The sequence below is a fragment of the Actinotignum vesiculae genome (assembly GCF_051267215.1).
Classification (GTDB): Bacteria; Actinomycetota; Actinomycetes; order Actinomycetales; family Actinomycetaceae; genus Actinotignum; species Actinotignum schaalii.
This window is the reverse complement of record NZ_JBOZGG010000002.1, coordinates 101303-124017: the sequence shown is the minus strand read 5'-3', so window position 1 is coordinate 124017 and position 22715 is coordinate 101303. Positions and strand designations below refer to the sequence as shown.

General features: G+C 62.8%; 16 protein-coding genes. 8 read left to right on the top strand and 8 right to left on the bottom strand.

Annotated features, from left to right (window positions below; translation table 11 throughout):
* Nucleotides 1–9 precede the first annotated feature (9 nt).
* Nucleotides 10–630 carry a 30S ribosomal protein S4 gene (rpsD, locus tag ACRQHG_RS01775; RefSeq protein WP_016442833.1) on the bottom strand — a complete coding sequence of 207 codons (621 nt, stop codon included), beginning with the start codon at nt 628–630 and terminating at the stop codon, nt 10–12.
* Nucleotides 631–741: 111 nt separating this feature from the next.
* Nucleotides 742–2085, bottom strand: a complete 1344-nt coding sequence (locus tag ACRQHG_RS01770; protein ID WP_435713630.1) for a replication-associated recombination protein A — start codon at nt 2083–2085, stop codon at nt 742–744.
* A gap of 216 nt (nt 2086–2301) precedes the next feature.
* Here ACRQHG_RS01770 and ACRQHG_RS01765 point away from each other — a divergent pair, with 216 nt between their 5' ends.
* Nucleotides 2302–4944 carry an MMPL family transporter gene (locus ACRQHG_RS01765; RefSeq protein WP_435719371.1) on the top strand — a complete coding sequence of 881 codons (2643 nt, stop codon included), beginning with the start codon at nt 2302–2304 and terminating at the stop codon, nt 4942–4944.
* Nucleotides 4945–4951: 7 nt separating this feature from the next.
* Complete coding sequence (locus ACRQHG_RS01760; RefSeq protein WP_284896387.1) at nt 4952–5500, top strand: DUF421 domain-containing protein; 549 nt, start codon at nt 4952–4954, stop codon at nt 5498–5500.
* A gap of 137 nt (nt 5501–5637) precedes the next feature.
* Here the strand turns inward: ACRQHG_RS01760 and aspS are convergent, their stop codons facing one another.
* A complete protein-coding gene (gene aspS / locus ACRQHG_RS01755) occupies nt 5638–7494 on the bottom strand; it encodes an aspartate--tRNA ligase (RefSeq protein ID WP_284896386.1) in 1857 nt (618 codons plus the stop codon).
* Nucleotides 7495–7745: 251 nt separating this feature from the next.
* Here aspS and ACRQHG_RS01750 point away from each other — a divergent pair, with 251 nt between their 5' ends.
* The 4 genes from ACRQHG_RS01750 (at nt 7746) to ACRQHG_RS01735 (ending at nt 12608) form a co-directional block, all read left to right on the top strand.
* The gene (locus tag ACRQHG_RS01750) at nt 7746–9200 is read left to right on the top strand and encodes an MFS transporter (protein WP_284896385.1); all 1455 of its coding nucleotides are present in this window, start codon (nt 7746–7748) and stop codon (nt 9198–9200) included.
* A 100-nt stretch (nt 9201–9300) separates the two neighbouring features.
* A complete protein-coding gene (locus ACRQHG_RS01745) occupies nt 9301–11409 on the top strand; it encodes a DEAD/DEAH box helicase (RefSeq protein WP_284896384.1) in 2109 nt (702 codons plus the stop codon).
* 100 nt (nt 11410–11509) lie between these two features.
* On the top strand, nt 11510–11881 hold the full coding sequence (locus tag ACRQHG_RS01740; protein ID WP_284896383.1) for a hypothetical protein: 372 nt from the start codon (nt 11510–11512) through the stop codon (nt 11879–11881).
* A gap of 241 nt (nt 11882–12122) precedes the next feature.
* Entirely contained in the window at nt 12123–12608 is a 486-nt protein-coding gene (locus tag ACRQHG_RS01735) for a DcrB/PsbP domain-containing protein (protein ID WP_284896382.1), read from the top strand.
* A gap of 256 nt (nt 12609–12864) precedes the next feature.
* On the opposite strand, the gene ACRQHG_RS01730 is transcribed toward ACRQHG_RS01735, so the two are convergent.
* The 4 genes from ACRQHG_RS01730 to ACRQHG_RS01715 form a co-directional block, all read right to left on the bottom strand.
* Nucleotides 12865–13749 (bottom strand): SDR family NAD(P)-dependent oxidoreductase, encoded by an 885-nt coding sequence (locus tag ACRQHG_RS01730; protein WP_284896381.1) that lies wholly within the window; start codon nt 13747–13749, stop codon nt 12865–12867.
* Nucleotides 13749–16292: a phenylalanine--tRNA ligase subunit beta gene (gene pheT / locus ACRQHG_RS01725; RefSeq protein ID WP_284896380.1), complete on the bottom strand. Its 2544-nt coding sequence runs from the start codon at nt 16290–16292 to the stop codon at nt 13749–13751. The genes ACRQHG_RS01730 and pheT overlap by 1 nt, the downstream gene beginning before the upstream one ends.
* Entirely contained in the window at nt 16292–17371 is a 1080-nt protein-coding gene (gene pheS / locus ACRQHG_RS01720) for a phenylalanine--tRNA ligase subunit alpha (protein WP_087070835.1), read from the bottom strand. Before pheS ends, pheT begins: the two co-directional genes overlap by 1 nt.
* A gap of 149 nt (nt 17372–17520) precedes the next feature.
* Nucleotides 17521–19188 carry an MFS transporter gene (locus tag ACRQHG_RS01715; RefSeq protein ID WP_051278604.1) on the bottom strand — a complete coding sequence of 556 codons (1668 nt, stop codon included), beginning with the start codon at nt 19186–19188 and terminating at the stop codon, nt 17521–17523.
* A 521-nt stretch (nt 19189–19709) separates the two neighbouring features.
* Here ACRQHG_RS01715 and uxaC point away from each other — a divergent pair.
* On the top strand, nt 19710–21161 hold the full coding sequence (gene uxaC, locus ACRQHG_RS01710) for a glucuronate isomerase (protein ID WP_087070837.1): 1452 nt from the start codon (nt 19710–19712) through the stop codon (nt 21159–21161).
* A gap of 211 nt (nt 21162–21372) precedes the next feature.
* The gene (locus tag ACRQHG_RS01705) at nt 21373–21681 is read left to right on the top strand and encodes a hypothetical protein (protein WP_026429409.1); all 309 of its coding nucleotides are present in this window, start codon (nt 21373–21375) and stop codon (nt 21679–21681) included.
* A 136-nt stretch (nt 21682–21817) separates the two neighbouring features.
* On the opposite strand, the gene ACRQHG_RS01700 is transcribed toward ACRQHG_RS01705, so the two are convergent.
* A complete protein-coding gene (locus ACRQHG_RS01700) occupies nt 21818–22657 on the bottom strand; it encodes a TrmH family RNA methyltransferase (RefSeq protein ID WP_284896378.1) in 840 nt (279 codons plus the stop codon).
* Between the last annotated feature and the right edge of the window lie 58 nt (nt 22658–22715).

Sequence of the window (22715 nt, the reverse complement as noted above, 5' to 3'; positions counted from 1 at the left end):
CCCACTGATTTAGCGGGAGTAGTATTCGACGATCATCTGGACATCAGCCTGGACCGGAACTTCTACGCGGCGCGGGCGGCGCACCAGAGTGAACTTCAGCTTCTCCAGGTCAACATCAAGATATTCGGGAACCGCGGGGAGCACATCGCGGTGCGCGCCCTGCGCGGCCACGAGGAACTGCGGGGAGGCCTGCGACTTCGGCTTGACCTGCACAACCTGGCCCGGGGTCACGCGGTAGGAGGGGAGGTTGACGATCTTGCCGTCCACCATCACGTGGGAGTGGCCCACAACCTGGCGAGCCTGGGCGATGGTACGCGCGAAGCCGGCGCGCAGCACCAGGGCATCCAGGCGCATTTCCAGCAGCTCCACGAGGTTTTCACCGGCCAGACCATCCTGGCGGCGCGCTTCTTCCCACACGCGGCGCATCTGCGCTTCGCGGATGCCGTACTGGGCGCGCAGGCGCTGCTTTTCCTTGAGGCGGACCGAGTAGTCGGAATCCTTGGTGCGGCCGCGGCCGTGCTCACCGGGACGGTAGGGGCGGCGCTGCATATAGCGCTCAGCCTTCGGGGTGAGGGCGATGCCCAGGGCGCGCGACTGACGCACGGCCTTACGAGAACGATTTCCTGCCATGAATAATCTCCTGTAGATGTACGTTCCAGCGCCGAGCGGCGCCGGTTCGGGGCCAACACAATCGGCTAAGACCCCAGGTGTTACTTCTCGCAAAGCAACCGAACTAGTGTATCAGTTCTCCCGGCCCAGCACCTCGCGGTTACGGGCCAGACGCGGGGTGATATTCGCCTCGTAACCGCGGGTGGTCGGTTCGTAATACCGGGTGCCCTCCAGACCCTCCGGCATAAATTGCATGGGAGCGATACCTTCCTCGTAATCATGGGCATAGCGGTAGCCCTCCCCGTAGCCGCGTTCGGCAGCTCCCTTGAAGGAAGCATTGCGCAGCGGCAGGGGCACCGGGGCGCTTTTCCCGGCCCGCACATCGGCAATCGCGGCATTAATCGCGCGGTAGGCCCGGTTGGATTTCGGGGCGGTGGCCAGGTGAACCACGGCTTCCGCCAGAATAATCCGCGCTTCGGGCATCCCCACCAGCGCCACGGCCTGGGCCGCCGCGGTGGCGGTTTGCAGTGCGGAAGGATCGGCCATCCCCACATCTTCGGCCGCGGAAATCATAAGGCGGCGCGCGATAAACCGCGGGTCCTCCCCCGCTTCCAGCATGCGCGCCAGATAATGCATCGCCGCATCCACATCCGAGCCGCGGATCGATTTGATAAAGGCGGAAATCACCTGGTAGTGCTCGTCACCATCGCGGTCGTAGCGCACGGTGGCGCCATCGGCGGCCCGCGCCACATCCTCCACGCTCACCCGGTGCTCCCCGCGGGCGCGCGCCCCGTCCACCGCGGCTTCCAGGAGGGTCAGGCTGCGCCGCCCGTCCGCCCCGGCCAGGCGCACCAGGTTAAATTCCGCATCCTCGTCCAGGGTATATGCCCCGCCCAGCCCGCGCTCACTGGTGAGGGCCCGATTGATGATGGCGCGGATATCGTCGTCGTTCAAACCGCGTAGCGTGACGAGAAGCGAGCGTGAGAGTAGCGGCGCCACCACGGAAAAAGCCGGATTTTCGGTGGTCGCGGCCACCAGGATCACCCACCCGTTTTCGACGGCCGGTAGCAGCGCATCCTGCTGTGTTTTCGAGAAGCGGTGCACTTCGTCAATAAAGAGCACCGTTTCGGTGCCGCTACTCACCAGCTTGCGCCGCGCGCTCTCCACCGCGGCACGCACGTCTTTCACCCCGGCGCTCACCGCGGAGAGCTCAATAAAATCGCGCTGCCCGGACCGGGCAATGAGGTACGCGAGAGTTGTTTTCCCCACCCCGGGTGGTCCCCACAAAAATACCGACGACGGCGCAGACCCGGCCTCCGCGTCAATGAGGCGGCGCAAGGGCGCACCGCGAGCGAGCACCTCATCCTGACCTACCACCTCGGCGGCCGTGCGCGGGCGCATCCGCACCGCCAGCGGGCCGGTATCGGAATCGGGCACCCCGCGGGCATCAACTTGGCTACTTTCGAAGAGATCCACCCTCCCAGTCTACGAGCTCGGCGCTTGGGCGCACGCGCGGGGTAGGCGAGCCACCCAGCACGGTGCCCGGCGACCCGGCGCGCGCGGGCCGCGCACCGGGTACGGGCGGCGGGTACAGGTGGCGGGTACGGGCAGCGTACGCGAAAGCTCCAGGTCAAGCGTTCAAAGATGGCTTAAAAACCGCTATTTTTCGGGAAAATGAGCGATAATAGAGGCATGACAGAGTTGTTAGCGCGTGCCTCTATTCGCCACCCGTGGAGAGTCATCATCACCTGGATATTGTGCGCCGTTGTTGCCGGTATCGCCGCACTGTCAGGTTTCGGTCAGGGAGGCCTGTTCTCCCGCATGTCCTCCACCCAGGGCCTCACCACCGGAACGGAATCCGCCCGCGTCCTGGAACTCACCGATTCCCAGGGCGATTACCGCATGGTGGCCGTGATCCACGGCGCCACCGAACCGCAGGAACTCACCGCTGATATTGCTGATCTCAGTGAAAACATCGCGAAAATCCCGGGTGTTGCCAGCGCGGTGAGCTCGCCCTCCCTCGTGCGGGAAGCCGAAGCGGAAGGCGCAGCCCAGGCGGAGGAGAAAGCGCGCGCGGAATACCAGAAGGCCGCCGCCGCAGCCCAGCAGCAACTCGCCACCCAGATTGAGGCGGCTACCGGGCAGCTCATGCGCGCCGGCATGCCGCGCGAGGCAGCCCAGGCCCGCGCCACCCAGGAGGCGAGCGCCGCGGCAGCCGCGGCCCAGGCGGGCCAACCCAGTGAGGAAGAAGTCATCGCTTCCGCGCGTGAAGAAGGCATAGCGCAAGCCCGCACCCAGGCGAGCGAGGAAACGGCCGGTTTGCGCGCCGCGGACGGCTTCGCCCTCGTCATCACCTTCACCTCGGATGCGAAGAGCGAAGCCACCGAGGCCGAAGTCCAGCAGGCGCTTGATTCTTTCGCGGCCGCTCACTCTGTCCAGGTGGATGCCACCTCTGCGAACGCCGCGATGACCGCTATTAACGATGTGGCCCGCCACGATCTGGTGCGCGGGGAAGCCATTGGCCTGCCCGTGGCCCTGATCCTCATGGTGTTGGTCTTCGGCGGGGTCCTCACCGCCCTCATGCCGCTGGCCGGGGCTATTGTGGCCATCATTATTACCCTGGGCGGTATTTGGCTCCTCACCTTCGTGGCGGATGTGGATTCCTTCGTGCTCAATGTGGTTTCCATTATCGGCTTGGCGCTCTCCATCGATTACGGCCTGCTGGTGGTTTCCCGCTACCGGGAAGAAATCACCCGCGGTATTGAGAAACGCTACGGACCGGGCGCCCGCCCGGAGAAGAAAGACCTGGCCGTCATTATGGAAAGGGCGCTGGCCACCACGGTCCGCACCGCCGGGCGCACCGTGATCTTCTCCGCCGTCACCATTGCTTTTGCCATTGCCGGGCTGCTCGCCTTCAATTCCCGTATTATTCGGGTTATTGCCATGGGCGGTTTCGTCGTCGTGCTGCTCGCGGTTATTTCCGCGGTGAGTTTGGTGCCCGCCCTTTTGCGCATCGCCGGGCCGCGGCTGGCTCAGCCTTCGGTGCTCGCGAAAATTCCCGGGCTGGGGCACCTCATGCGCGCGGTGGGTGATACCCATACCGATCACGGGGTGTTCTCGCGGATTGCCGGCTGGGTGCAGCGCCGCCCGTGGGTGATTATGGCCGTGGTGACGGCCATCCTCGTGGTCATGATTATTCCTATTAAGGACACCACTTTACGTACGGATACCAGCGAATATATTCCGGTGAGCTCCTCGCCGGGCACCACCCAGGAAATTCTCAAACGCGATTACCCGGATTTGAGCCAGCCGGCCATTACGGTCCTGGTAAAGGGCGACGCCGCCTCCCTGCGCGAGCAATCGGAGTGGATCGCCGGGCTGCCGGCGGTATCCAAGGTTGGGGAATCCACGAAGATGGATAACGGCTGGCATAACCTCGGGGTATTTGTCAGCGGTGGGGATCCCACCTCCGCCCAGGCCAGTACTACCGTTCGCGATATTCGCGCCCACGCGGAAAGCGCCGCGAATACGGAGATCCTGGTGGGCGGCAGCGCGGCCATCCAGATTGATTTCAATCAGGTGCTGCGCGAGGGTGCACCCATCGCTTTCGCGGTGGTGCTACTCGCCGTGCTCATCTTGCTCTTCCTCATGACCGGCTCGGTGCTGATCCCCCTCAAGGCGATCATTATTAATTCGCTCTCCCTGGTGGCCTCCCTCGGGCTCACCGCTTTCCTCTTCGATAACGGCCTGCTGGGCTTGCCGGAAACCGATGGACTCACGGCGGTGGTGGTGGCCTGTGGCCTGGCCTTCGGCTTCGGGCTCTCCATGGACTACGAGGTATTCCTGGTGGCGCGCATGAAGGAATATTGGGATGCCGGGGAATCGAATGATCGGGCGGTTTCCTTGGGCTTGCAGCGTTCCGGGCGGATTATTACCTCCGCAGCCGCGATTATCGTGGCGGTTTTCGTGGGCTTCTGCTTCGGGCAGATGCTAGCGATCAAGGAAGTGGGCGTGCTGCTGGCCATCACCGTGATTGCGGATACCAGCCTCAGCCGTATCCTCCTGGTTCCGGCCACCATGACGGTTCTAGGCAAGTGGAATTGGTGGGCGCCGCGCTGGCTTTCGCGCATCTACCAGCGTTTCGGGGTGTCCGAAGGTGGGCACCGCACCCTCGAACACCACGAGCCGGCAACCGCCACGGACAGTGCGCCGGTAGCGCTCCCCGCGGGCGCTACATCGCAAAACGCCAGCACCACCACCGCCAACGCCACCGATGCCACCGCAAGCGCGAACACCGCGGCATCGGCGCCACGCGGCGGGCACGCCACGCCATAATGGAGGCATGTCTGAGATCAATCACCTGAATCTGGCCGAGCTACTGGGCATCACCTGGTTGCAGGCGGGCGCCATCGCCGTGGCCACCTGCCTCATCTACCTTTTCCTCGTGGTGATTTTGCGGGCTCTGGGGCAGAATGTCGTGAGCCGGCTATCCACCTCGGATATGGCGGCCGTCGTCGTTATTGGGGCGATCGCGGGGCGCGTCACCCTCGGGCATACTCCCACCCTGGCCGGGGGCGTCGTCGCCCTTCTCACCCTGTTCTGCATGCAAGCATTGCTGCGCTTTATCGCGCTCTCCCACCGCGGGGAGGCCTGGGTGCACGCGCGGCCCGTCGTTATTTGGGCGCGCGGGGAACTCACGCCCGCGGCGCGCCGGCATTCGACCACCACGGAAGAAATCATGATGGCCGTGCGTTTGCGCGGCGTTGCGTGTGTGGACGACGTCGCAGCTGTCATCCTCGAACCAAACGGGCAGCTATCGGTGCTCACCGGGCCGGCCACCGCGCTTGATCCGCGCTTGCTCGCGGGTGTGAAAGATGCCGAGCGCATCTGAGTACGCTCGGCGTCTTTCCTGCATATCGCTAGCTTCTTCGCGGCTGCCGACTACAGGCCACCGCCTACGCGGCAGCTAGGCCGCTGAGCCGCTACTTTCCAGCAACTTGCCAGCTACTTCCCGGCAACCGCGGGCCGCTACTTTCCGGCAGCCGCCCCGGCAGTATCACCGACCGCCGGCGTTTCCTCCGCGAGGGGCGCCCCGGTTGCGGCATCCACCGCGCCAGAGCGGGCCTTCGGAGTGGCATCCACACCGGCTTCCTTACGCTGCTGCGCGGTAATTTCCGCGGGAGCATCGGTGAGGGGATCCCAGCCGTTGCCGATCTTCGGGAAGGCGATAACGTCGCGGATCGAGGGTGCCTTGACCAGCAGGGACACAATGCGATCCCAGCCGAAAGCAATCCCGCCGTGCGGGGGCGCACCGAATTTGAAAGCTTCGAGGAGGAAACCGAATTTCTCCTCGGCGGCTTCCTTATCGATACCCATGACCTTGAAGACGCGTTCCTGGATATCGCGGCGATGGATACGGATGGAACCGCCGCCGATCTCGTTGCCGTTGCAGACGATGTCATAAGCATTCGTCAGCGCGCCGGCCGGATCGGTATCGAAGGTATCGAGGTGTTCGGGCTTGGGAGCGGTGAAAGCGTGATGGACGGCGGTCCAGCGCGAACCGAGGGCCACATCGCCTTCCGCGGCGGCCTGGGAAGCCGGCTTGAACATGGGGGCATCCACCACCCACACAAAAGCCCAGGCATCCTCGTCAATAAGGCCGACCCGCTGGCCAATTTCCAAGCGGGCCGCACCCAGCAGTTCGCGGGAGAAGGTCGGCTCACCCGCGGCGAAGAAGATGCAATCCCCGGGCTTCGCGCCGGTGGCTTCGGCCAGGCCAGCACGTTCCGCGTCGGTGATATTCTTGGCCACCGGGCCACCCAGGGTGCCATCCTCCGCGATGGTGACGTAGGCCAGGCCGTGCGCACCGCGCGCCTTCGCCCATTCCTGCCACTTATCGAAAGTGCGCCGCGGCTGGGAAGCCCCGCCGGGCATCACCACCGCACCAACATAGGGATTCTGGAAGACCCGGAAGGTGGTGTCCTTGAAGTACTCGGTCAGGTCGATGAGTTCCAGCCCGAAACGCAGGTCCGGTTTATCCGAACCGTACTTTTCCATGGCGTCCTTAAAGGTCATCCGCGGAATCGGGGTGGACAGGTCGTAGCCGATGAGCTTCCAGATTTCGCGCAGCACTTCTTCGGCCACCGCGATAACGTCATCTTGATCAACGAAGCTCATTTCCACGTCCAGCTGGGTGAACTCCGGCTGGCGATCCGCGCGGAAATCCTCATCGCGGTAGCAGCGGGCGATCTGGTAGTAGCGTTCCATCCCGCCCACCATGAGCAGCTGCTTGAAAAGCTGCGGGGACTGCGGCAGGGCGTACCAGGTTCCCGGGTTGAGGCGCGCCGGAACAATAAAATCGCGGGCGCCTTCCGGGGTGGAGCGGGTGAGGGTCGGGGTTTCAATCTCCACGAAATCGTGGCCGTCGAGTACCCGCCGGGCCGCCTGGTTCACCTTGGCGCGCAGCCGCAGGGCCTTCTGTTCGTAGGAGCGGCGCAAATCCAGGTAGCGGTACTTGAGGCGAATATCTTCGGAGACCTTGCCGGCCCCTTCGGCGTGATCGGATACCTGGAAGGGCAGGGCTTCGGCGGGGCTGAGGACCTCAACGTCCGTGGCCTCCACCTCGATCTCCCCGGTGGCCAGGGCAGCATTCGCATTGCCTTCCGGGCGTTCGCGCACGATCCCGGTCACCTTAATGCAGAATTCGTTACGCAACTCGTGCGCAATTTCTTCACGGACGGTCACCTGGGCGATACCCGAGGCATCACGCAGATCAATGAAGGCGATACCCCCGTGGTCACGGCGGCGATCCACCCACCCGGTCAGCGTCACTTCGCTGTCAATATCACTTGCTCGCAGCGAGCCGGCATAACGAGTACGTAACACGCTTTTGTCACTCTTCCTATCGTGGGAAACGGCTAGACGGGCCGTCCTAAGGTGCTTGCGAGACGAGCAAGCACCGGCTCCATGGTAGAACCCGCGGCACGCTCCGGGCAAAAGTTACGCTCCGGCCGCTCGCCGATGCGTCCCGTTGCGTTCCGCCGCCGCACCACACGGCCCCACGGTGGCACACACCACCGCATATACCGGGCTCCGCCTCTTCCTTTCTGCCCCCTTTCGCTGGTCTAATGGATCTAATGAGCAGGTATCTATCTCCGGAGCGCGAACGCCTTTTCCGTATTTTTTCCGTTGGCTTTATTTCGCTCGTTGCTTTTGAGAGCATGGCGGTCACCACGGCCATGCCTACCGTGGCGCGTGCTTTTGACGGGCAGAACCTTTACGCCCTCGCGCTCGGCGTGGTACTTGCGGCCCAGTTAATGACGACGGCGCTCGCCGGGGAATGGTCCGATTCCAAAGGCCCGCATTCTTGCCTGTACACCGGCGTCGTGCTTCTCACCGTGGGGCTCACGATCTGTACCGTCTCCCCCAGCATGGAAATTTTCGTGGCCGGCCGCGCTATCCAAGGCCTGGGCGGGGGCCTCATTATTGTGCCCTTCTACACCATCGTGGGCAATAGCGTGCAGCCGCGTCGTCGCCCCGGATTTTTCACCGCTTTCGCCGCGGCCTGGGTCCTCCCCTCGCTTTTCGGCCCCCTGCTCGCCGGAATTATTGTTGAGGCGATGTCCTGGCGGTGGATTTTCGGTTTTGTGCCGGCCACCATCCTGCTCATCGGGCCCTTCTTCTTCATTGGGATGAATAAAATCCCGGATATTGATCGCGTCAAGAAACCGATGAATATTCGCACCATGGTCATTCCGGCCTTCGGGACCGGAGCCCTGGTGGCTTGCCTGCAGATTATGAGCGGGGCAACGGAGCATAGTGCGCACACCTTCGCCATTATCGGGGTGTGCGGATTCGCTTTACTTTTCTGCGCTCGTCCGCTTTTCCCGCGCGGGACTTTCCGCGGGGTGCGCGGGCTGCCCGCAACTATTGCCACCCGCGTTCTCCTCGGTACCTTCACGGCAATTGAGATGTTTCTACCGCTCCTGCTCCAGGATGTGCACGGGTGGAGCCCGGTGGAAGCTGGTCTTATTTTGTCGGTCGGTTCGATTACCTGGGCGGTGGGATCGTATTTCTCGGGGCGGATCACCAATGCCGCGCTGCGCCTACGCCTGCCGCTATGGGGCTCAATTGGCGATGCAATCGGCCTTGCCCTGGTGCTGGCTGGCTCGCATCACGCTTTGCCCGGAAGCCTCGTTATTATCGGGTGGGCCATCGCGGGTATTGGATGCGGCTTCGCGTTCCCGGCGCTGAGCGTGCACGCGCTCGCCTGCACCTCCCAAGAGGGCCAGGGCCGCACTTCTTCGGCGCTCCAGGTGGCCGATTCCATGGGAACCTCGCTCGTTGCCGCAATTATTGGAATTATTTATTCGGTGCTCACCCCGCCGCAGGATATTGCGCTGATGGCCGGCATCGCGGTGTCCATTGCGCTGACCATTGCCGGCGCGGTGGTGGCCAGCCGTATTGTGCCACCGGCGGGTAGCGAGGCCGCGGAAAATCTTGCCGAATCGCAGCGCCTGAGCGGCGTGGGTCCGGGCGGGGAAAAGCTGAGCGGCTCGGATATGCTCAGCGAAGATTCCAGCGCCGCGTGAACAGAGGGCAAGCTCACCGCATATATCCAGCACCGGGCTTGCACCCCGGAGTAAACTGGTAGCGGCGCGTTTGCGCCCCCTGTGCCTATGTTAGGAATTCATGTCTGAACATCTCGGCGAAAATACGCCGTCTGATTCTTCCTCCACCGCCACCCCGGCGACTTTCGCTGACCTCGGTCTTTCCGAGGAAACGCTCACCGCTATTCATGCTCTCGGTTTTGAACACCCCTCCCCGATCCAGGAGCAGGCCATTCCGCTGCTGCTCAGCGGGCGGGATGTTATCGGCGTCGCCCAAACAGGAACGGGGAAAACTGCCGCTTTCGGTTTGCCGCTTCTGGAACAGGTGGATACTAGCAGCGCCGTCGTTCAAGCTCTGGTACTCGCACCCACCCGCGAACTCGCGCTCCAGGGCGCGGATGCCATTGAATCATTCGCGCGCGGCACAGATACCAACGTGCTGGCCGTGTACGGCGGTTCTCCCTATCCCCCGCAGCTGCGCGCCCTCGAAAACGGCGTGCATGTGGTGGTGGGCACGCCCGGGCGCATTATGGATCTCATTGATCGCGGCGCGCTCGTGCTCGATCACGTTTCTTACTTCGTTTTAGACGAAGCGGACGAAATGCTGCGCATGGGCTTCGCGGAGGACGTGGAAAAGATCGCCTCTGACCTGCCCGCCGAGCGCGTATCGGCGCTTTTCTCCGCCACCATGCCCCCGGCGATTCGCCGCGTGGCCGATTCTCACCTGAACGACCCGGAGGAAATTACCGTCACGCCGCCGGCCTCCACGGTTGCGAATATTACCCAGGAATTCGCGGTGGTTCCGGCCCGCCGCAAGGTGGGTGCCCTCGCCCGGGTGCTCGCGGTTTCTGAAGCCGACGCCGCCCTTGTATTCGTGCGCACGCGCGCCACCGCGGAGGACTTGGCGATTGAGCTGGGTACCCGCGGGGTGGCCACCGCGGCGCTTTCGGGCGACGTCGCCCAAAAGGATCGCGAACGCCTGGTCTCGCGCCTGCGCGACGGAACCCTGGATGTTCTGATTGCCACCGACGTGGCCGCGCGCGGCCTGGACGTGGAACGCATTGGGCTGGTCGTCAATTTTGATGTGCCGCGTGAAGCCGATACTTACGTGCACCGCATCGGCCGCACCGGCCGCGCCGGGCGCGAGGGCCGCTCGCTCACTTTCGTGACGCCGAAGGAACTGCCGCGCCTGCGCCGCATCGCGAAAACCACCAAATCGCAGATGGAAGAAATCGATCTTCCCACCCCGGCGGAAGTCTCGAAACTGCGTGCCGCCAAACTCATGGAGCAGGCCCGCACCCGTTTCGACGCCGGGCGCCTGGGCGTCTACCGCGAGGTCCTCGAGCAATTCCTGGCCGCCCAGCAGGAGGCGCAGCAGAATAAGAACGACGACGCCGCAGCCTCCCCCGCTACCCTCCCGCTTGACCAGGGCGTTGCTGAGGCAGCAAGCTCGGTTCCGGCTGACTCGGAAGGCGCCGTCGTTACCGATACTACGGAAGACTTCGAGAACGAAACCGGTACCGGAAACAGTACCGATGTTGAAACGGAAACCGGTGCAGAAAACGAGGCCGCGACCGAGGCTCCCGCACCGATGAGCCTCGAGGATATTATCGTGGCGCTGCTGGCCTTGGGCGTGCGCGATCCCGGGCCTTCCGCGGATGAAGAGGAAAGCTTTACCGGGGAGGACAGCCGCGATTCCTTCAAGAAGAAGCGCCGCGAGGCTCGCGAATTCAAGGGCGGGAAGCGCTACCGCATTGAGGTGGGGCACAAGGACCGGGTGCGTCCGGGCGCGATTGTTGGCGCGCTCACCCACGAAGGTGGGCTGCGCGGCTCGGACCTGGGCCATATCGATATTTACCCCACCTTCTCCCTGGTGGAAATTGGGGTGCCGCTTTCTCCGGAAGCCCGCCGGCGTATCTCCGAAGCGCAGGTTTCCGGGCGTGCCCTGCGGATTTCTGAAGACAGCGGCGCTCCCGCCGCCCGCCGCGGCGGCCACAGCCGTTCGGATCGCGCGGGGCGTTCGGATCGGGGCGCACGCGGAGACCGGCGCGGGCGCGGCCGCGGTTCTTTCAACCGTGGCGATGATGGCGATTACGGTTCGGATTACCGTTCTGAGCGCCGCTCGGATCGGCGCCATGACCGGCATGATCGCGGGGAGCGCCGCGGTGGGCGCGGGTGGCGGCGTTCATAGTTTGCGCTTCCCGGTGTTCACGCGCTGGTAACCATGTCCCGGTAGAGTGGCAATGGGTGGATAATCTTTCATCCATCGCCACGCTTCCGAGGAGAATTCCATGCGTAAACTTGTTGCCGGTCTTGCAGCTATCTGCACCGCATTCACTCTGACGGCCTGCTCGAACGGTTCCGGAAAGGATGCCGCCCCCTCGCGTGATGAGGTTGTGGCCGGACTTAACAAGGGATTCAATTCCGCTATTGAGGAGGCGGGTAACAAGCTCCCAGCCGGACTTCACGAATCCATTCTTACCGGCTTCGTCGAGTGTATGGCCGATGGTGCTATCGAACAAGGTGTCTCCGTGGAGGGCCTCAGGATTATTGCCAACGGTGACGTAAAGAAATTCGATGAAGTCTCTAAAGAAGACAACGATATCCTCCAAAAGGTAACGGAGAACTGCGCCACGAAGCTCGCCGGGCAGCCCCAGGGGTAATACTCATCGGGAAGAGCCACCGGGTCATCCCCTGCCCAACGGGGAGACGGCCCAGCTCGTAACGTATCTTCATGCAAGCATCCGCGAAGTTGCGCGACACTCGTGGGATTGCGCGACTCCCGCGGGGTTGCGCAACTCCCGGGGCTGAGCGAGGCGGTGGATTTCACGTGGGCGCCCCGCGGGCGAAAGCCGCGTAGCTGATAGTATCTACTTGTTTTATTCCGCATGGAAATGAGTGAAGATGCGTAAACTTTTTGGTGTAGCGGCTGTGGCCTGTCTCGCGGTGAACCTGGCTGCCTGCTCGGGTAATAGCACTAAGTCGGAATCGGCTTCGCCAGCTGCGGAAACGTCGGCGGCCGCCTCGGTGCCGGCAGTTCCTTCGGCAGCAGATGCGAGTCCCGCTCAGCCTTCCGCGCCGATCACCGATAAGGGTCCGGCAGCTATTGCAACGGACGGCCCGGCTCCTACCCGCGATGAGGTGAGCGCCGGCATGCTTGCCGCTACGTCCGAGCTGCTCAAGAACACGCAGGATATCCCGGAAGCTCAAAAGGCCATGCTCCCCAAGCTTGTGGAGTGCACGGTCGATGAGGGGCTTAGCCGTGGCCTATCTGAGCAGGGCCAGCGTAATATCGCCGCGCAGATCCTTTTGCTCTCGCAGGAAGACCAAGCGATTATGGGCGAAGCAGCCAAGGTCTGCGGCGAAAAGTTCGGGGCTAATACCCAGTAATCATTGGGCTGGCTGCCGGCACAGGATGCGAGTCTCGGCACATAATTAATTGCTGATCGTGTTCCTCGCGCGCACTTTGTGTGTCGCCAGTCTGTGCCGCAGATGAGTCGATGACGCGGGGTCGGTAGCAGATAAGTCTCTGCCGCAGATAAATAGCAGATGAGTAAGGGAGGGAGTCTCCATGCAGGAGGCTCCCTCCCTTAGTCCGCTGTGCTTATGCACGCCGCTTATGGGTGCTGATTATGCGCGCCCGGTTTTAGGCATCCCATCCGGTGAGCCGCAGGCGGCGCGCTCGCCCGGACACCCCGCGCGCGGAGAGTTCGCGGAGCTTCTCCAGGGAATCGGTCCCGGCCCGCACCTGGGTGCCCGAGAGCCCATCGAGCTCGCCGGCTGCGAAAGCCTGGGCAATAGCCACGGATTCGCCGAGCGGTACCCATTCGGTGCGGTCTCGATAACGTTTCATGGATGCCGTCATATCGGTTTTCACCGCGCCGGGATTGAGGGAAAGCACCCGCAAACCGCGCTGGTAACCGGCCAAATGCAAGGATGCGGCCAGCCGCAATAGCGCCGTTTTCGAGGTGTAATAGGAGACCGCGTCCGCAGAATCGTGGGATGCCGCGGTAGCGGATAGATCCAGGATTCTCCCGCCGCCACGCTCCAGCATAATAGGCACCAAAGTTTGGGCCAGCTGGAACGGGGCTTCCACGTTAATCGCGATGGTGCGCTGGAAATCCTCCAGGCTGGTATCCCAGGGAAGTTCTTCTTCCCCGTATACCCCGGCGGAATTGAGCACCATATCGGGGGCGCCTTCCTCGAGGAGGATACGCAACATCTCTCGGATCGAGGATTCTTTCGCCAGGTCACACCCGAGGGTAATAACCTGGGCACCCCGGATCTCGCATTCGGTGGCGGTACCATCCAAATTGGAGAGCTTGGTCGCCAGCAAAATGAGGGTACGTCCGGGCGCCGCTAAACCAATAGCGAGCTCCTTGCCCACGCCCCGGGAAGCCCCGGTAATGAGAATCCGGCGGGCCGGTGCGAGTCCTTCCGATTCCTGCTGCGCAGTTACTTGCGGTTCGGTAACCTGCTGCCCGGTCACCTGCTCGCCCGTATCCACGCGCTCCACCTCCTGCTGCGCCATTAGGCCCTCAGCTCCGCGCCGAAGTCCTTGCGCATCCGGCGTGCCACCCGGTGGCGTACCTGGGCAGTTTCTTCAGCGGTCAGGGTGTGATCGGTGCGGAAGCGCAGCGCGAATGCCAGCGACTTCTTCCCTTCTGGAACGGGATCACCCGTGAACACATCGAAAAGCTCGATGTCTTCGAGGGCCTCCCCCGCGGCGGCCACGATGGCGGCCCGCACATCACCGGCGATCACATCGGCATCAACAATAAAGGCAAGATCTTCCTTGGCGACCGGGCTGGTCCACACCGGCTTGACCGCGGCGGGTTCCACGTTTTCCGGAAGCGCGGCGTCGGTATTCACCTCGAAAGCGACCGAGCGCGCCGGAATATCCAAGGCCTTGCACACCGCCGGCGCGAGTTCCCCGGCGTAGCCAACAACGCGGTCTCCGGCCAGGATGGCCGCGCAGCGCCCCGGGTGCCAGGGTGCCTGGTTCGCGGCACGCACCGAAACCTCAGCGAGCATACCGGCAGCGCGCCGCCCGGCTTCTACCGCATCCCGCCAATCCCAGGTTTCTACCGGGTAACCGGCCCGAGCTGCGGTACGCGGCCCGCAGGCCACCCCGGCCACGTGATGGGGTTGGGCGGGGATAGCAGCGTGGAGGGCGGCAATCTCTTCCTCGGAAGGGCGCTGGCCCGCCACCGGAATCGGGGCCGGACTGATACCGGCCGGCCGGCTCACCGTGCCCATCTCAAAGACCGCCACCGCCGGATTACCGCGCTTGACATTGAGCGAGGCCACCGGAATGAGGGTATCGAGCAGGGAGGTGCGCAGCAGATTGGCCTCATCCTGCAGCGGATTGGCCAGCGCGATAGCGGTGCGCCGCTCATCATCAGCGGCGTAGCCGAGCTCATCGAAACGCGCGGCCGGAATAAAGGGATAGGTCAGCACCTGCACCCACCCGGTTTCCGCCAGGGTGCGCGCAATATCGCGGCGCTGGCGCTGCGCGGGGCTCAGCCCCCGCCCGGCCGGAGCTGTGGGAACCGCGGTGGGAATCGCATCATAGCCTTCCAGGCGCGCGATTTCCTCCACCAGGTGAGCCGAGCCCACCAAATCCGGACGCCAGGTGGGAGGTTGCACGCTCCACACCGCGCCGCCGCGTTCCACGGTGCAACCGATATCCGTGAGGATCTCCGCAATACGATCCTCGCTCAGCTGCAACGAGGTCAGGCGTTCCACATCCGCAACCGGGAAAGCGAGCGCGGGCAACTGGTGTACCTGCCCGTACACAAAGACCTCATCGGTTGCTTCTCCCCCGCCGTATTCCACCAAAAGGTCGACGACGCGCTGCGCGGCCACTGCCGCTACCGCGGGATCCACCCCGCGTTCGAAACGCTTGGAGGCTTCGGTGGGGAGCTTATGGCGCCGGGCGCTGCGCGCCACTGATACCGCATCGAAATGCGCTGCTTCCACCAGCACATTGCTGGTTTCCGCGGTGATCTCAGTATCGGCTCCGCCCATCACGCCGGCCAGGCCGAGCACGCGCTCTCCCCCATTATCGGTAATAAGAAGATCTTCCGGATCGAGGGTACGTTCCACATCATCAAGGGTGGTGAGTTTTTCGCCGGCCTTGGCCCGGCGCACCACCAGCCCACCGCCGCGGATCTTATTCAGATCGTAGGCGTGCAAGGGTTGGCCCAGGTCCAGCATCACGTAATTGGTGGCATCCACCGCCAGGGAGATGGACCGCTGGCCGGCTTGCTGGAGGCGGCGTGCCATCCAGGCCGGGGAGGGCGCCGCCGGATCTACCCCGCGCACCACCCGGGTGACAAACAGATCGCATCCGGGCTGGCCGTGAATCGGCGCGTTATCTTCCACCCGTACCGGGAACCCGGAGGAGGTGGCCTCCGGGAGCGGAGCGTCCGCCAGGCCCGGATCGGTGAAACGAGCCCCGGTGGAGTGGTGGTATTCGCGGGCTACCCCGCGCATGGAGAAGCAGTACCCACGATCCGGGGTCACGTTAATTTCCAGGGTTTCCCCGGGCAGGCCCAGGAATTGCCTGGCATCACTGCCGAGTTCCACACTGGCCGCGGCTGCGTCGTCGAGAACAATAATGCCCTCGCTTTCATCCGAGAGCCCGAGTTCGCGTTCCGAACACATCATGCCGTCGGAAATATGGCCGTAAGTTTTGCGGGCCGCGATCTCAAAACCGCCCGGCAGCACGGCGCCGGGGAGGGACACCACCACGGTATCGCCCTCCTCGAAATTATGGGCACCGCAAATAATGCCGCGCGAGGGCAGTTCGGAAGGCTCCCGCCCCGTTCCGGGTTCGTCGTTGTACTGACCTACGTCCACACGGCAGTAGTTAATGATCTTCCCGTTGCTTTGTTTCTTCGGTTCGCGGCTGAGCACCCGGCCGAAGACCAGCGGGCCGGTGACCGCGCCGGGGTGGATTGTTTCTTCTTCCAGGCCGACTTTTACCAGCGCGGCAGCCAGCTGCGCGGGGCTGAGATCCTCGGGCAGCTCCACGTGTGAGCCCAGCCATTCCTGCGGAATCAGTGGCATTAGTTTCCCCTCCCGGTGGTTCCGAATTGCATGGAGAAGCGCACATCGCCTTCCACCATGTCACGCATATCAGCGATGGAATTACGCAGCATTAGGGTGCGCTCCAGGCCCATTCCGAAGGCGAAGCCGGTATAAACATCCGGGTCAATGCCGTTATTGCGCAGCACTTCCGGATTGACCATGCCGCAACCGCCCCATTCGATCCAGCCCGGGCCGCCCTTCTTCTGCGGGAACCACAGGTCCATTTCCGCACTCGGTTCGGTGAAGGGGAAGAAGGAGGGCCGCAGCCGCGCCTTCGCTTCCGGCCCGAACATGTGGCGGGCGAAATGATCCAGGGTGCCCTTGAGATGGGCCATGGTCAGGCCCTTATCCACTGCCAAGCCTTCCACCTGATGGAATACCGGGGTGTGGGTGGCATCCAGCGCGTCGGTGCGGAATACCTTGCCCGGGCAGGCGATGTAGAGCGGGGCACCGCGGCGCAGCAGCGCGTGGGATTGCACGGGCGAAGTGTGGGTGCGCAGCACCAGGTTGCGTTCCTCGGTGACCGCACCATCAGGGCCGACGACGCCCGATACGTAGAAGGTATCTTGCATCTGGCGTGCCGGGTGGTCAGGCCCGAAATTCAGGGAGTCGAAGTTGAACCACTCGTGCTCCACTTCGGGGCCTTCGGCGATCTCCCAGCCCATGGCAATAAAGAAATCAGCAATGTCCTCACTGAGAACCGTGAGCGGGTGGCGTGCCCCGCGCGGAGAGCGGTTGGTCGGCACCGTGACATCCACCGTTTCGGTGGCCAGGGCCGCGGCCGCTTCCGCTTCCTCGATACGAGCGGTGGCGCTGGCGAGGGCCGCCTGGATTTCCTTGCGGGCCGCGCCCAGAAGTTTGCCGGCGATGGGCTTTTCTTCTTTGGCGAGGTTCCGGATCTGCATATTCGCGTGAGTGATCGGAGCGTTATCACCGCTGTGCGCCAACCGCGCGGCTTTCAACTCCTCGAGGGTGGTGGCCGCCGCAAAAGCGCTACATGCCTGCGCGACGGCCGCCTGCACTCCCGCTTCGTCCAGGGGACTGAGCTGTGAGGACATAGCTGCCTTTCTTGTAGTTAACCATGTCAATTCTAGTCAAACTCGCCGAAAGTGCGTAACAGCGGGGCCGAGATGGACTCGGCCCCGCTGTGAGGTTACTGGTAGCTCGCTTGCGCCGCGGTACGCGGCGCCGGCGTCGTTCCTAGAATTTAGCGCTGGCTGAGGGGAACCTCAGGCCAGAGCTCATCCCAGGAATGCCCGGTAAGGTCTTCGGCAACCTTGCGAGCTTCGGGAGTGGCATCTTCCTTCGCCCCGCCCGCTTCCAGGCGGTGAATCTCATCCATGAGGATGGCGTGGGTGTGCTTATCCAGCTTCACAAAGCGGGACACCAGCAGCGCCACCCCGATGAGGATCGCGGGAAGGATGACCGTCACGAAGGCGATCATATGGGAAGCACCGGCGGACTGAACCACCTGGCAGGAGCTTTCCAGCGCACCGGAGGCATCCACCTTGCAAGCACCTTCGTGCAGCGGGGTGTAGCCGGAGGCCGCGAGGTTCGTGCCCTTTTCCAGCGGATTGACGAAGCCGCCCAGGTCCATGAACCAGCCCACGAGGAAGGTTCCCAGCGCACCGGTGGACTTACGCCCGAAGGTCATGACGGCGGCGTAGATGCCGGCGCGATCTTCGCGGGTCATGATGTAATCAACGTCCGGGATGAAGGGGTACACATTCCACGGGGTGTATTCGAGCAGCGCACGCCCGCACTGGTAGATCACCGCGGTGGCCAGCAGGTAGATGAAGGCGTTGCTTTCCGGCCCGATGAGGTAGATCGCGCCCACACCCGCCAGCGAGGCGAGGATCAGGGTGAAGGAGAAGGCCCACAGGAAGCGCGGCCCGTGCGAGAGCATGAGGAACATGGCCCAAATCGTCATGGGGATACCCACGATGGACACGGCCTGCAGCCAGAAGCCCTGGGATTCGCTCATCCCCACCGCGTAGACCGCGAAGAAGGTCAGCGCCGAAGCGTAGACATCCTTCCCGGTGAAGGAGAAGAGGTAGACCGTCAGGTGCTTGTTGTACGAAGAGTTGCGGAATACCGAGGTGAATTCCACCGCGGTGTGCTTGAGCATCTGGAAACCGTTCATCTTCGGCATGGCATCGAGTTCGGCCACGAATTCCGGGGTGAGCGGGCGCTCCCAGGTGGTGGCGTAGGTGGTGAACACGCCGATAGCGAAGAGCACCGCGAAGGCACCGCCAATTCCGAGGTAGGCCCAGGGGTTGGAGACGTTGCCGCGCACCAGCGCCGGGATGAAGAACACCACGAAGGTGCCGGTGGCCGAGCAGAACATACGCATCGAGGAGAGCGTGGTGCGTTCCTCGTACTTGCGGGTCATTTCGGTAGGCAGGGTTTCCCACGGAATGAGGATGATCGCGATAATAACCTCGATCAGCAGGTAGATAACGAGGTAGTACCAGAATCCGCCGAAGGGAATCCACAGCAGCGGGAAGATGAGGAGCAGCAGAGGCGCGCCAATCATAAGGAAGAAGTGGCGCCGGCCGAAACGCCGCCCCAGCTTCGTGCGGTAGAAACCGTCCGTCAGCGGGCCGATAAACACCGAGATAACGGCGTCCACGATACGAGCCACACCGAGGATGAGGCCGCCCTGGGTAGCCGTCACCCCGCCGTAGTTCGTGAAGAAGTAGAGCAGCAGACCGGAGATGATGGTATTCCACCCACCACCCATGAGGTCCACCAGCCCGAAACAAATACCGCGACCAATGGTGATCGGCTTGGCGGTGTACACGCGCAGCTTGGAGAGTTTCTCCAGCTCGCCACGCTTATCGGCGTCGAGGGCGCCGCTATTGTGTGTTCCCATTTTCTTTTGTCTTTCTGTGAAAGGAGGAACGGTTGTGGTTCGCCATCGACTCTTACCGCGCTCACGCTCGGCTTCCGTGCCCGCGCGAGCTGTTACCGCGCTACACTGCCGCGAAGCTATCACTACCGCTCTTTCGCATCAAAAGCTTATAAGTTTCCGCGGCTTTCCAGCAGTTACCTAGCTCCCCCGTTCGTATCGTGGACGAGGAACGTGCCGCCGGGGAGATTCTCTGAAAACCGCGGATTCTCGCGGTTTTTAGCACGACGACGGCGCTGACGCGCACCCTTTCGCCACCACCATGACATTTTTCACATTTAGAAATTCCCGTTTCTAGCTCTCAAATACTCTCCCGAAAACCGCATGTTTTCGCGTAAAGTGAGAGAGCGGGCCGCGGCGTCGTCGCCGTTGGCTACGCACCCGGTCTCCGTGCCCGCGTGCCCCCGGGCGGGGTGGAGTACCTTAAAAGAAGCAAGCCGAGGCGAGGGAAAGCCCCGCGCCCGGCTCAAAAATAGGAGGATTCAATGTCGACGCCCCTCACTCTCAACCCGGACCGGCTTTTCCCGGCAGATCCGACGCAGCGGAAACTGGCGCGCGAAATTTTCGAGGTCACCAAGAAGCATCCCATTATTTCCCCGCACGGCCATGTTCCCCCCGAATGGCTCGCTCTCAATACTCCCTTCACCGATCCCACGAGCATGCTCCTCACCCCGGATCACTACACCAACCGCCTCCTGCACGCGGTGGGCCGGGTGGATCTGGCCGATCTGGGTGTGCCGGTAGGAAGCCCGCTCTCCCCCGAAAAGTCCCGCGCGGCCTGGCGCCTGTTCTGCAAGAACTGGTGGACTTTGCGCGGTACCGCGGTGCAGGGCTGGTTTGAATCCGAATTCGTGGACGTCTTCGATGTGCATGTGCGCCCCTCCGAAGAAACGGCCGATGAGATCTACGATCACATCAACGCCCTCCTCAAGACGGAAGAATTCCTCCCCCGCTCGCTGTACAAGCGTTTCAACCTGGCAATGATGGCCACCACCGATGATCCGGTTTCGGACCTGCGCTACCACAAGCAGCTCCTGGATGATCCCACTTGGGAAGGCTATATTCCGCCTACCTTCCGCCCCGATAAGTACCTCGAACCGGCCACCCCGGACTTCAAGGCCAATGTGGAGGCGCTCGGCCAGGCAGCCGATCAGGATGTGTCCACCTACGAAGGCTACGTGGAAGCCATGCGCAAGCGCCGCCTCTTCTTCAAGGAGATGGGCGCGGTATCCTCCGATCACTCGCATCGCGATCCGGGTACGGCACGCCTGCCCGAAGCGCGGGCGGCCGAACTCTACAAGCTGGCCCTGGCCGGCAAGATTTCGCCAGAAGATGGCGCAGCCCTGCGCCGGCATATGCTCAACGACCAGGCGCGCCTGGCCTGCGAGGACGGCCTGGTCATGACCTTCCACCCGGCCGTGTACCGCAACCATCACCAGGCGGCCTTCGAGCGCCTGGGTGCGGATGTCGGGGGCGATGTGCCCATGGCTGTGGAATTCACGAATAACGTGCAGCCCATGCTTTCCGAATACGGAGACAACCCGAACTTCCAGGTTGTTTTCTTCACCATCGATCAGGATGTCTACCAGCGCGAACTGGCCCCGCTGGCCGGATACTACCCGAGCGTGTACGTGGGCGCCCCGTGGTGGTTCATCGATGAGCCCGATGCAATCTTGCGCTACCGCGAACAGGTCACCCCTTACGGCACCTTCTACAAGACCTCCGGGATGATCGACGATACCCGCGCCTTCGCTTCCATTCCTGCACGGCACGACGTCGCCCGCCGGATGGACTCGGTTTACCTGGCACGGATGGTGGCCGAACATCGCCTGGAGCTTGATGAAGCCCTCGAGGTATCCGAAGCCCTCGTGACCACGATTCCGGCTCGGGCCTTCCGGGTGGATACCTCCAAGCTGAGCGGGACCACCGCGAAGTAAGGAAACACGCCCACGTAACGGGTACTCGTCGGTGACCGGAGTACCGCTCTGGAACTGGAGTGCGGCTCCGTAACGAACTACCCGGGACTGAGAATTTGGCCGTGCGCGATACGTTCGCGCACGGCCAAGTGTTTAACTACCTTAATGTGAAGTGACGGCCGCCACTTTGCTATGATCGACTTGTTTCATTAATCAATGGAAAGGAGTCGCCATGGCGAACGAATTTGTGGACAAGATTAAGGAAGGCGCAACCGAGGCTTTTGATCGGGCCAAGGAATTCGGCCAGAAGGCCGCCGATAAGGCGGGCCAGCTGGGCGATGCTGCGAAGGAAAAGTTCGAGGAAGTCAAGGACGAACTCACGGACAAGGACCACGGCGATAAGGCTGAGGAGAAGGCCTCCGATGCCGGTGACAAGGCAAAGGATGCTGGCGAAAAGGTCAAGGATGCCGCTTCCGATGCCGGTGATGCCGCTAAGGAAAAGTTCGAGGACGTCAAGGACAACCTCTCCGATAACAAGTAAATCCACCATTATCGGTACATCCACCCAGTACTGATATATCCACCTCAGTAGCGATGGGTTACCCGGCAGCGGGTGCCCCGCAGCGGGCGGCGAAGAAGATTCTTCGCCGCCCGCGTGGCTTACCCTGTGTATTTATTTAGGGGCGGTGCTGGATCATCGCCGTCGTACTGGAAAGGATCGCGGCGGCCATAGCAACATTGCAGGATTCGGCTTTCCCGTAGATAGGGATGGCGACGGTCGCATCCACATTGGCATCCACATCCGCGAAGCCGTGCGCTTCATTGCCCAGCAGCCAGCACACCGGCCGGGTGAGATCCGGGCCGAGGGGTGGTTGCCCGAGGTAGGCGGCGTCGTTCGCCGAGGCCACCAGGGTGGCCAAGTCCCACTCCCCCTCGCCGGTGGCCGCTAGGAAGCTGATGCCCGCGCGCTCAAGCACACCGTCGAGCTTGCTGACGTTAATGGAATCGAGAACCGGGAGGTGGAAAATGGAGCCGGCCGAGGAGCGAATAACTTTCGGGGACCACAGTTCCACGCTGCCGCGCCCGAGGAGCACCGCATCGCATCCGGCCACATCCGCGGCCCGAATAATGGCCCCCACATTACCGGGGTCTTGAATATTCGCGGTGGCCAGCACCAGCTTTGCTTCCTTGACCGTGGGGGTGAGCGCGGGAGTTTCCGGAATATCGATAACGGCCACAACGCCGCGCGCATCTTCGGAGAGGGCCTGTATCTCATCGGCGTTGAGCGGGTGGTGGTAGACGCCGGCATTTTTGATGAGGTCACCGAGCTCCGGGTTGGAAATGAGGCTCGCTTTCGTATAGTAAACGTCGCGAACCAGATTCGCGCGGTGCGCGAGGAGTTCTTGAACGGCCCCGGGACCTTCCACCAGGGTTTGCCGGAAACGTTCGCGCTGCTGGGGGCGGTGCAGGCGGGCGGCGCGGGTGAGTTGGGTATGCGATGCGGGTGTGCTTTTCACGGGTTGTTTCTTTTTCTGTAGGGGTAGGTGTAGGCGGCAAGTTGTAGGTTGTAGGTTG

Bases quoted from the DNA above. Each gene is read 5' to 3' on its own strand.
- pheS (WP_087070835.1), bottom strand. From the start codon at position 17,371: ATGTCCTCACAGCTCAGTCCCCTGGACGAAGCGGGAGTGCAGGCGGCC.
- ACRQHG_RS01705 (WP_026429409.1), top strand. From the start codon at position 21,373: ATGGCGAACGAATTTGTGGACAAGATTAAGGAAGGCGCAACCGAGGCT.
- ACRQHG_RS01740 (WP_284896383.1), top strand. From the start codon at position 11,510: ATGCGTAAACTTGTTGCCGGTCTTGCAGCTATCTGCACCGCATTCACT.
- ACRQHG_RS01730 (WP_284896381.1), bottom strand. From the start codon at position 13,749: ATGGCGCAGCAGGAGGTGGAGCGCGTGGATACGGGCGAGCAGGTGACC.
- ACRQHG_RS01715 (WP_051278604.1), bottom strand. From the start codon at position 19,188: ATGGGAACACACAATAGCGGCGCCCTCGACGCCGATAAGCGTGGCGAG.
- ACRQHG_RS01750 (WP_284896385.1), top strand. From the start codon at position 7,746: ATGAGCAGGTATCTATCTCCGGAGCGCGAACGCCTTTTCCGTATTTTT.
- ACRQHG_RS01745 (WP_284896384.1), top strand. From the start codon at position 9,301: ATGTCTGAACATCTCGGCGAAAATACGCCGTCTGATTCTTCCTCCACC.
- ACRQHG_RS01765 (WP_435719371.1), top strand. From the start codon at position 2,302: ATGACAGAGTTGTTAGCGCGTGCCTCTATTCGCCACCCGTGGAGAGTC.
- rpsD (WP_016442833.1), bottom strand. From the start codon at position 630: ATGGCAGGAAATCGTTCTCGTAAGGCCGTGCGTCAGTCGCGCGCCCTG.
- uxaC (WP_087070837.1), top strand. From the start codon at position 19,710: ATGTCGACGCCCCTCACTCTCAACCCGGACCGGCTTTTCCCGGCAGAT.
- ACRQHG_RS01760 (WP_284896387.1), top strand. From the start codon at position 4,952: ATGTCTGAGATCAATCACCTGAATCTGGCCGAGCTACTGGGCATCACC.
- pheT (WP_284896380.1), bottom strand. From the start codon at position 16,292: ATGCCACTGATTCCGCAGGAATGGCTGGGCTCACACGTGGAGCTGCCC.
- ACRQHG_RS01735 (WP_284896382.1), top strand. From the start codon at position 12,123: ATGCGTAAACTTTTTGGTGTAGCGGCTGTGGCCTGTCTCGCGGTGAAC.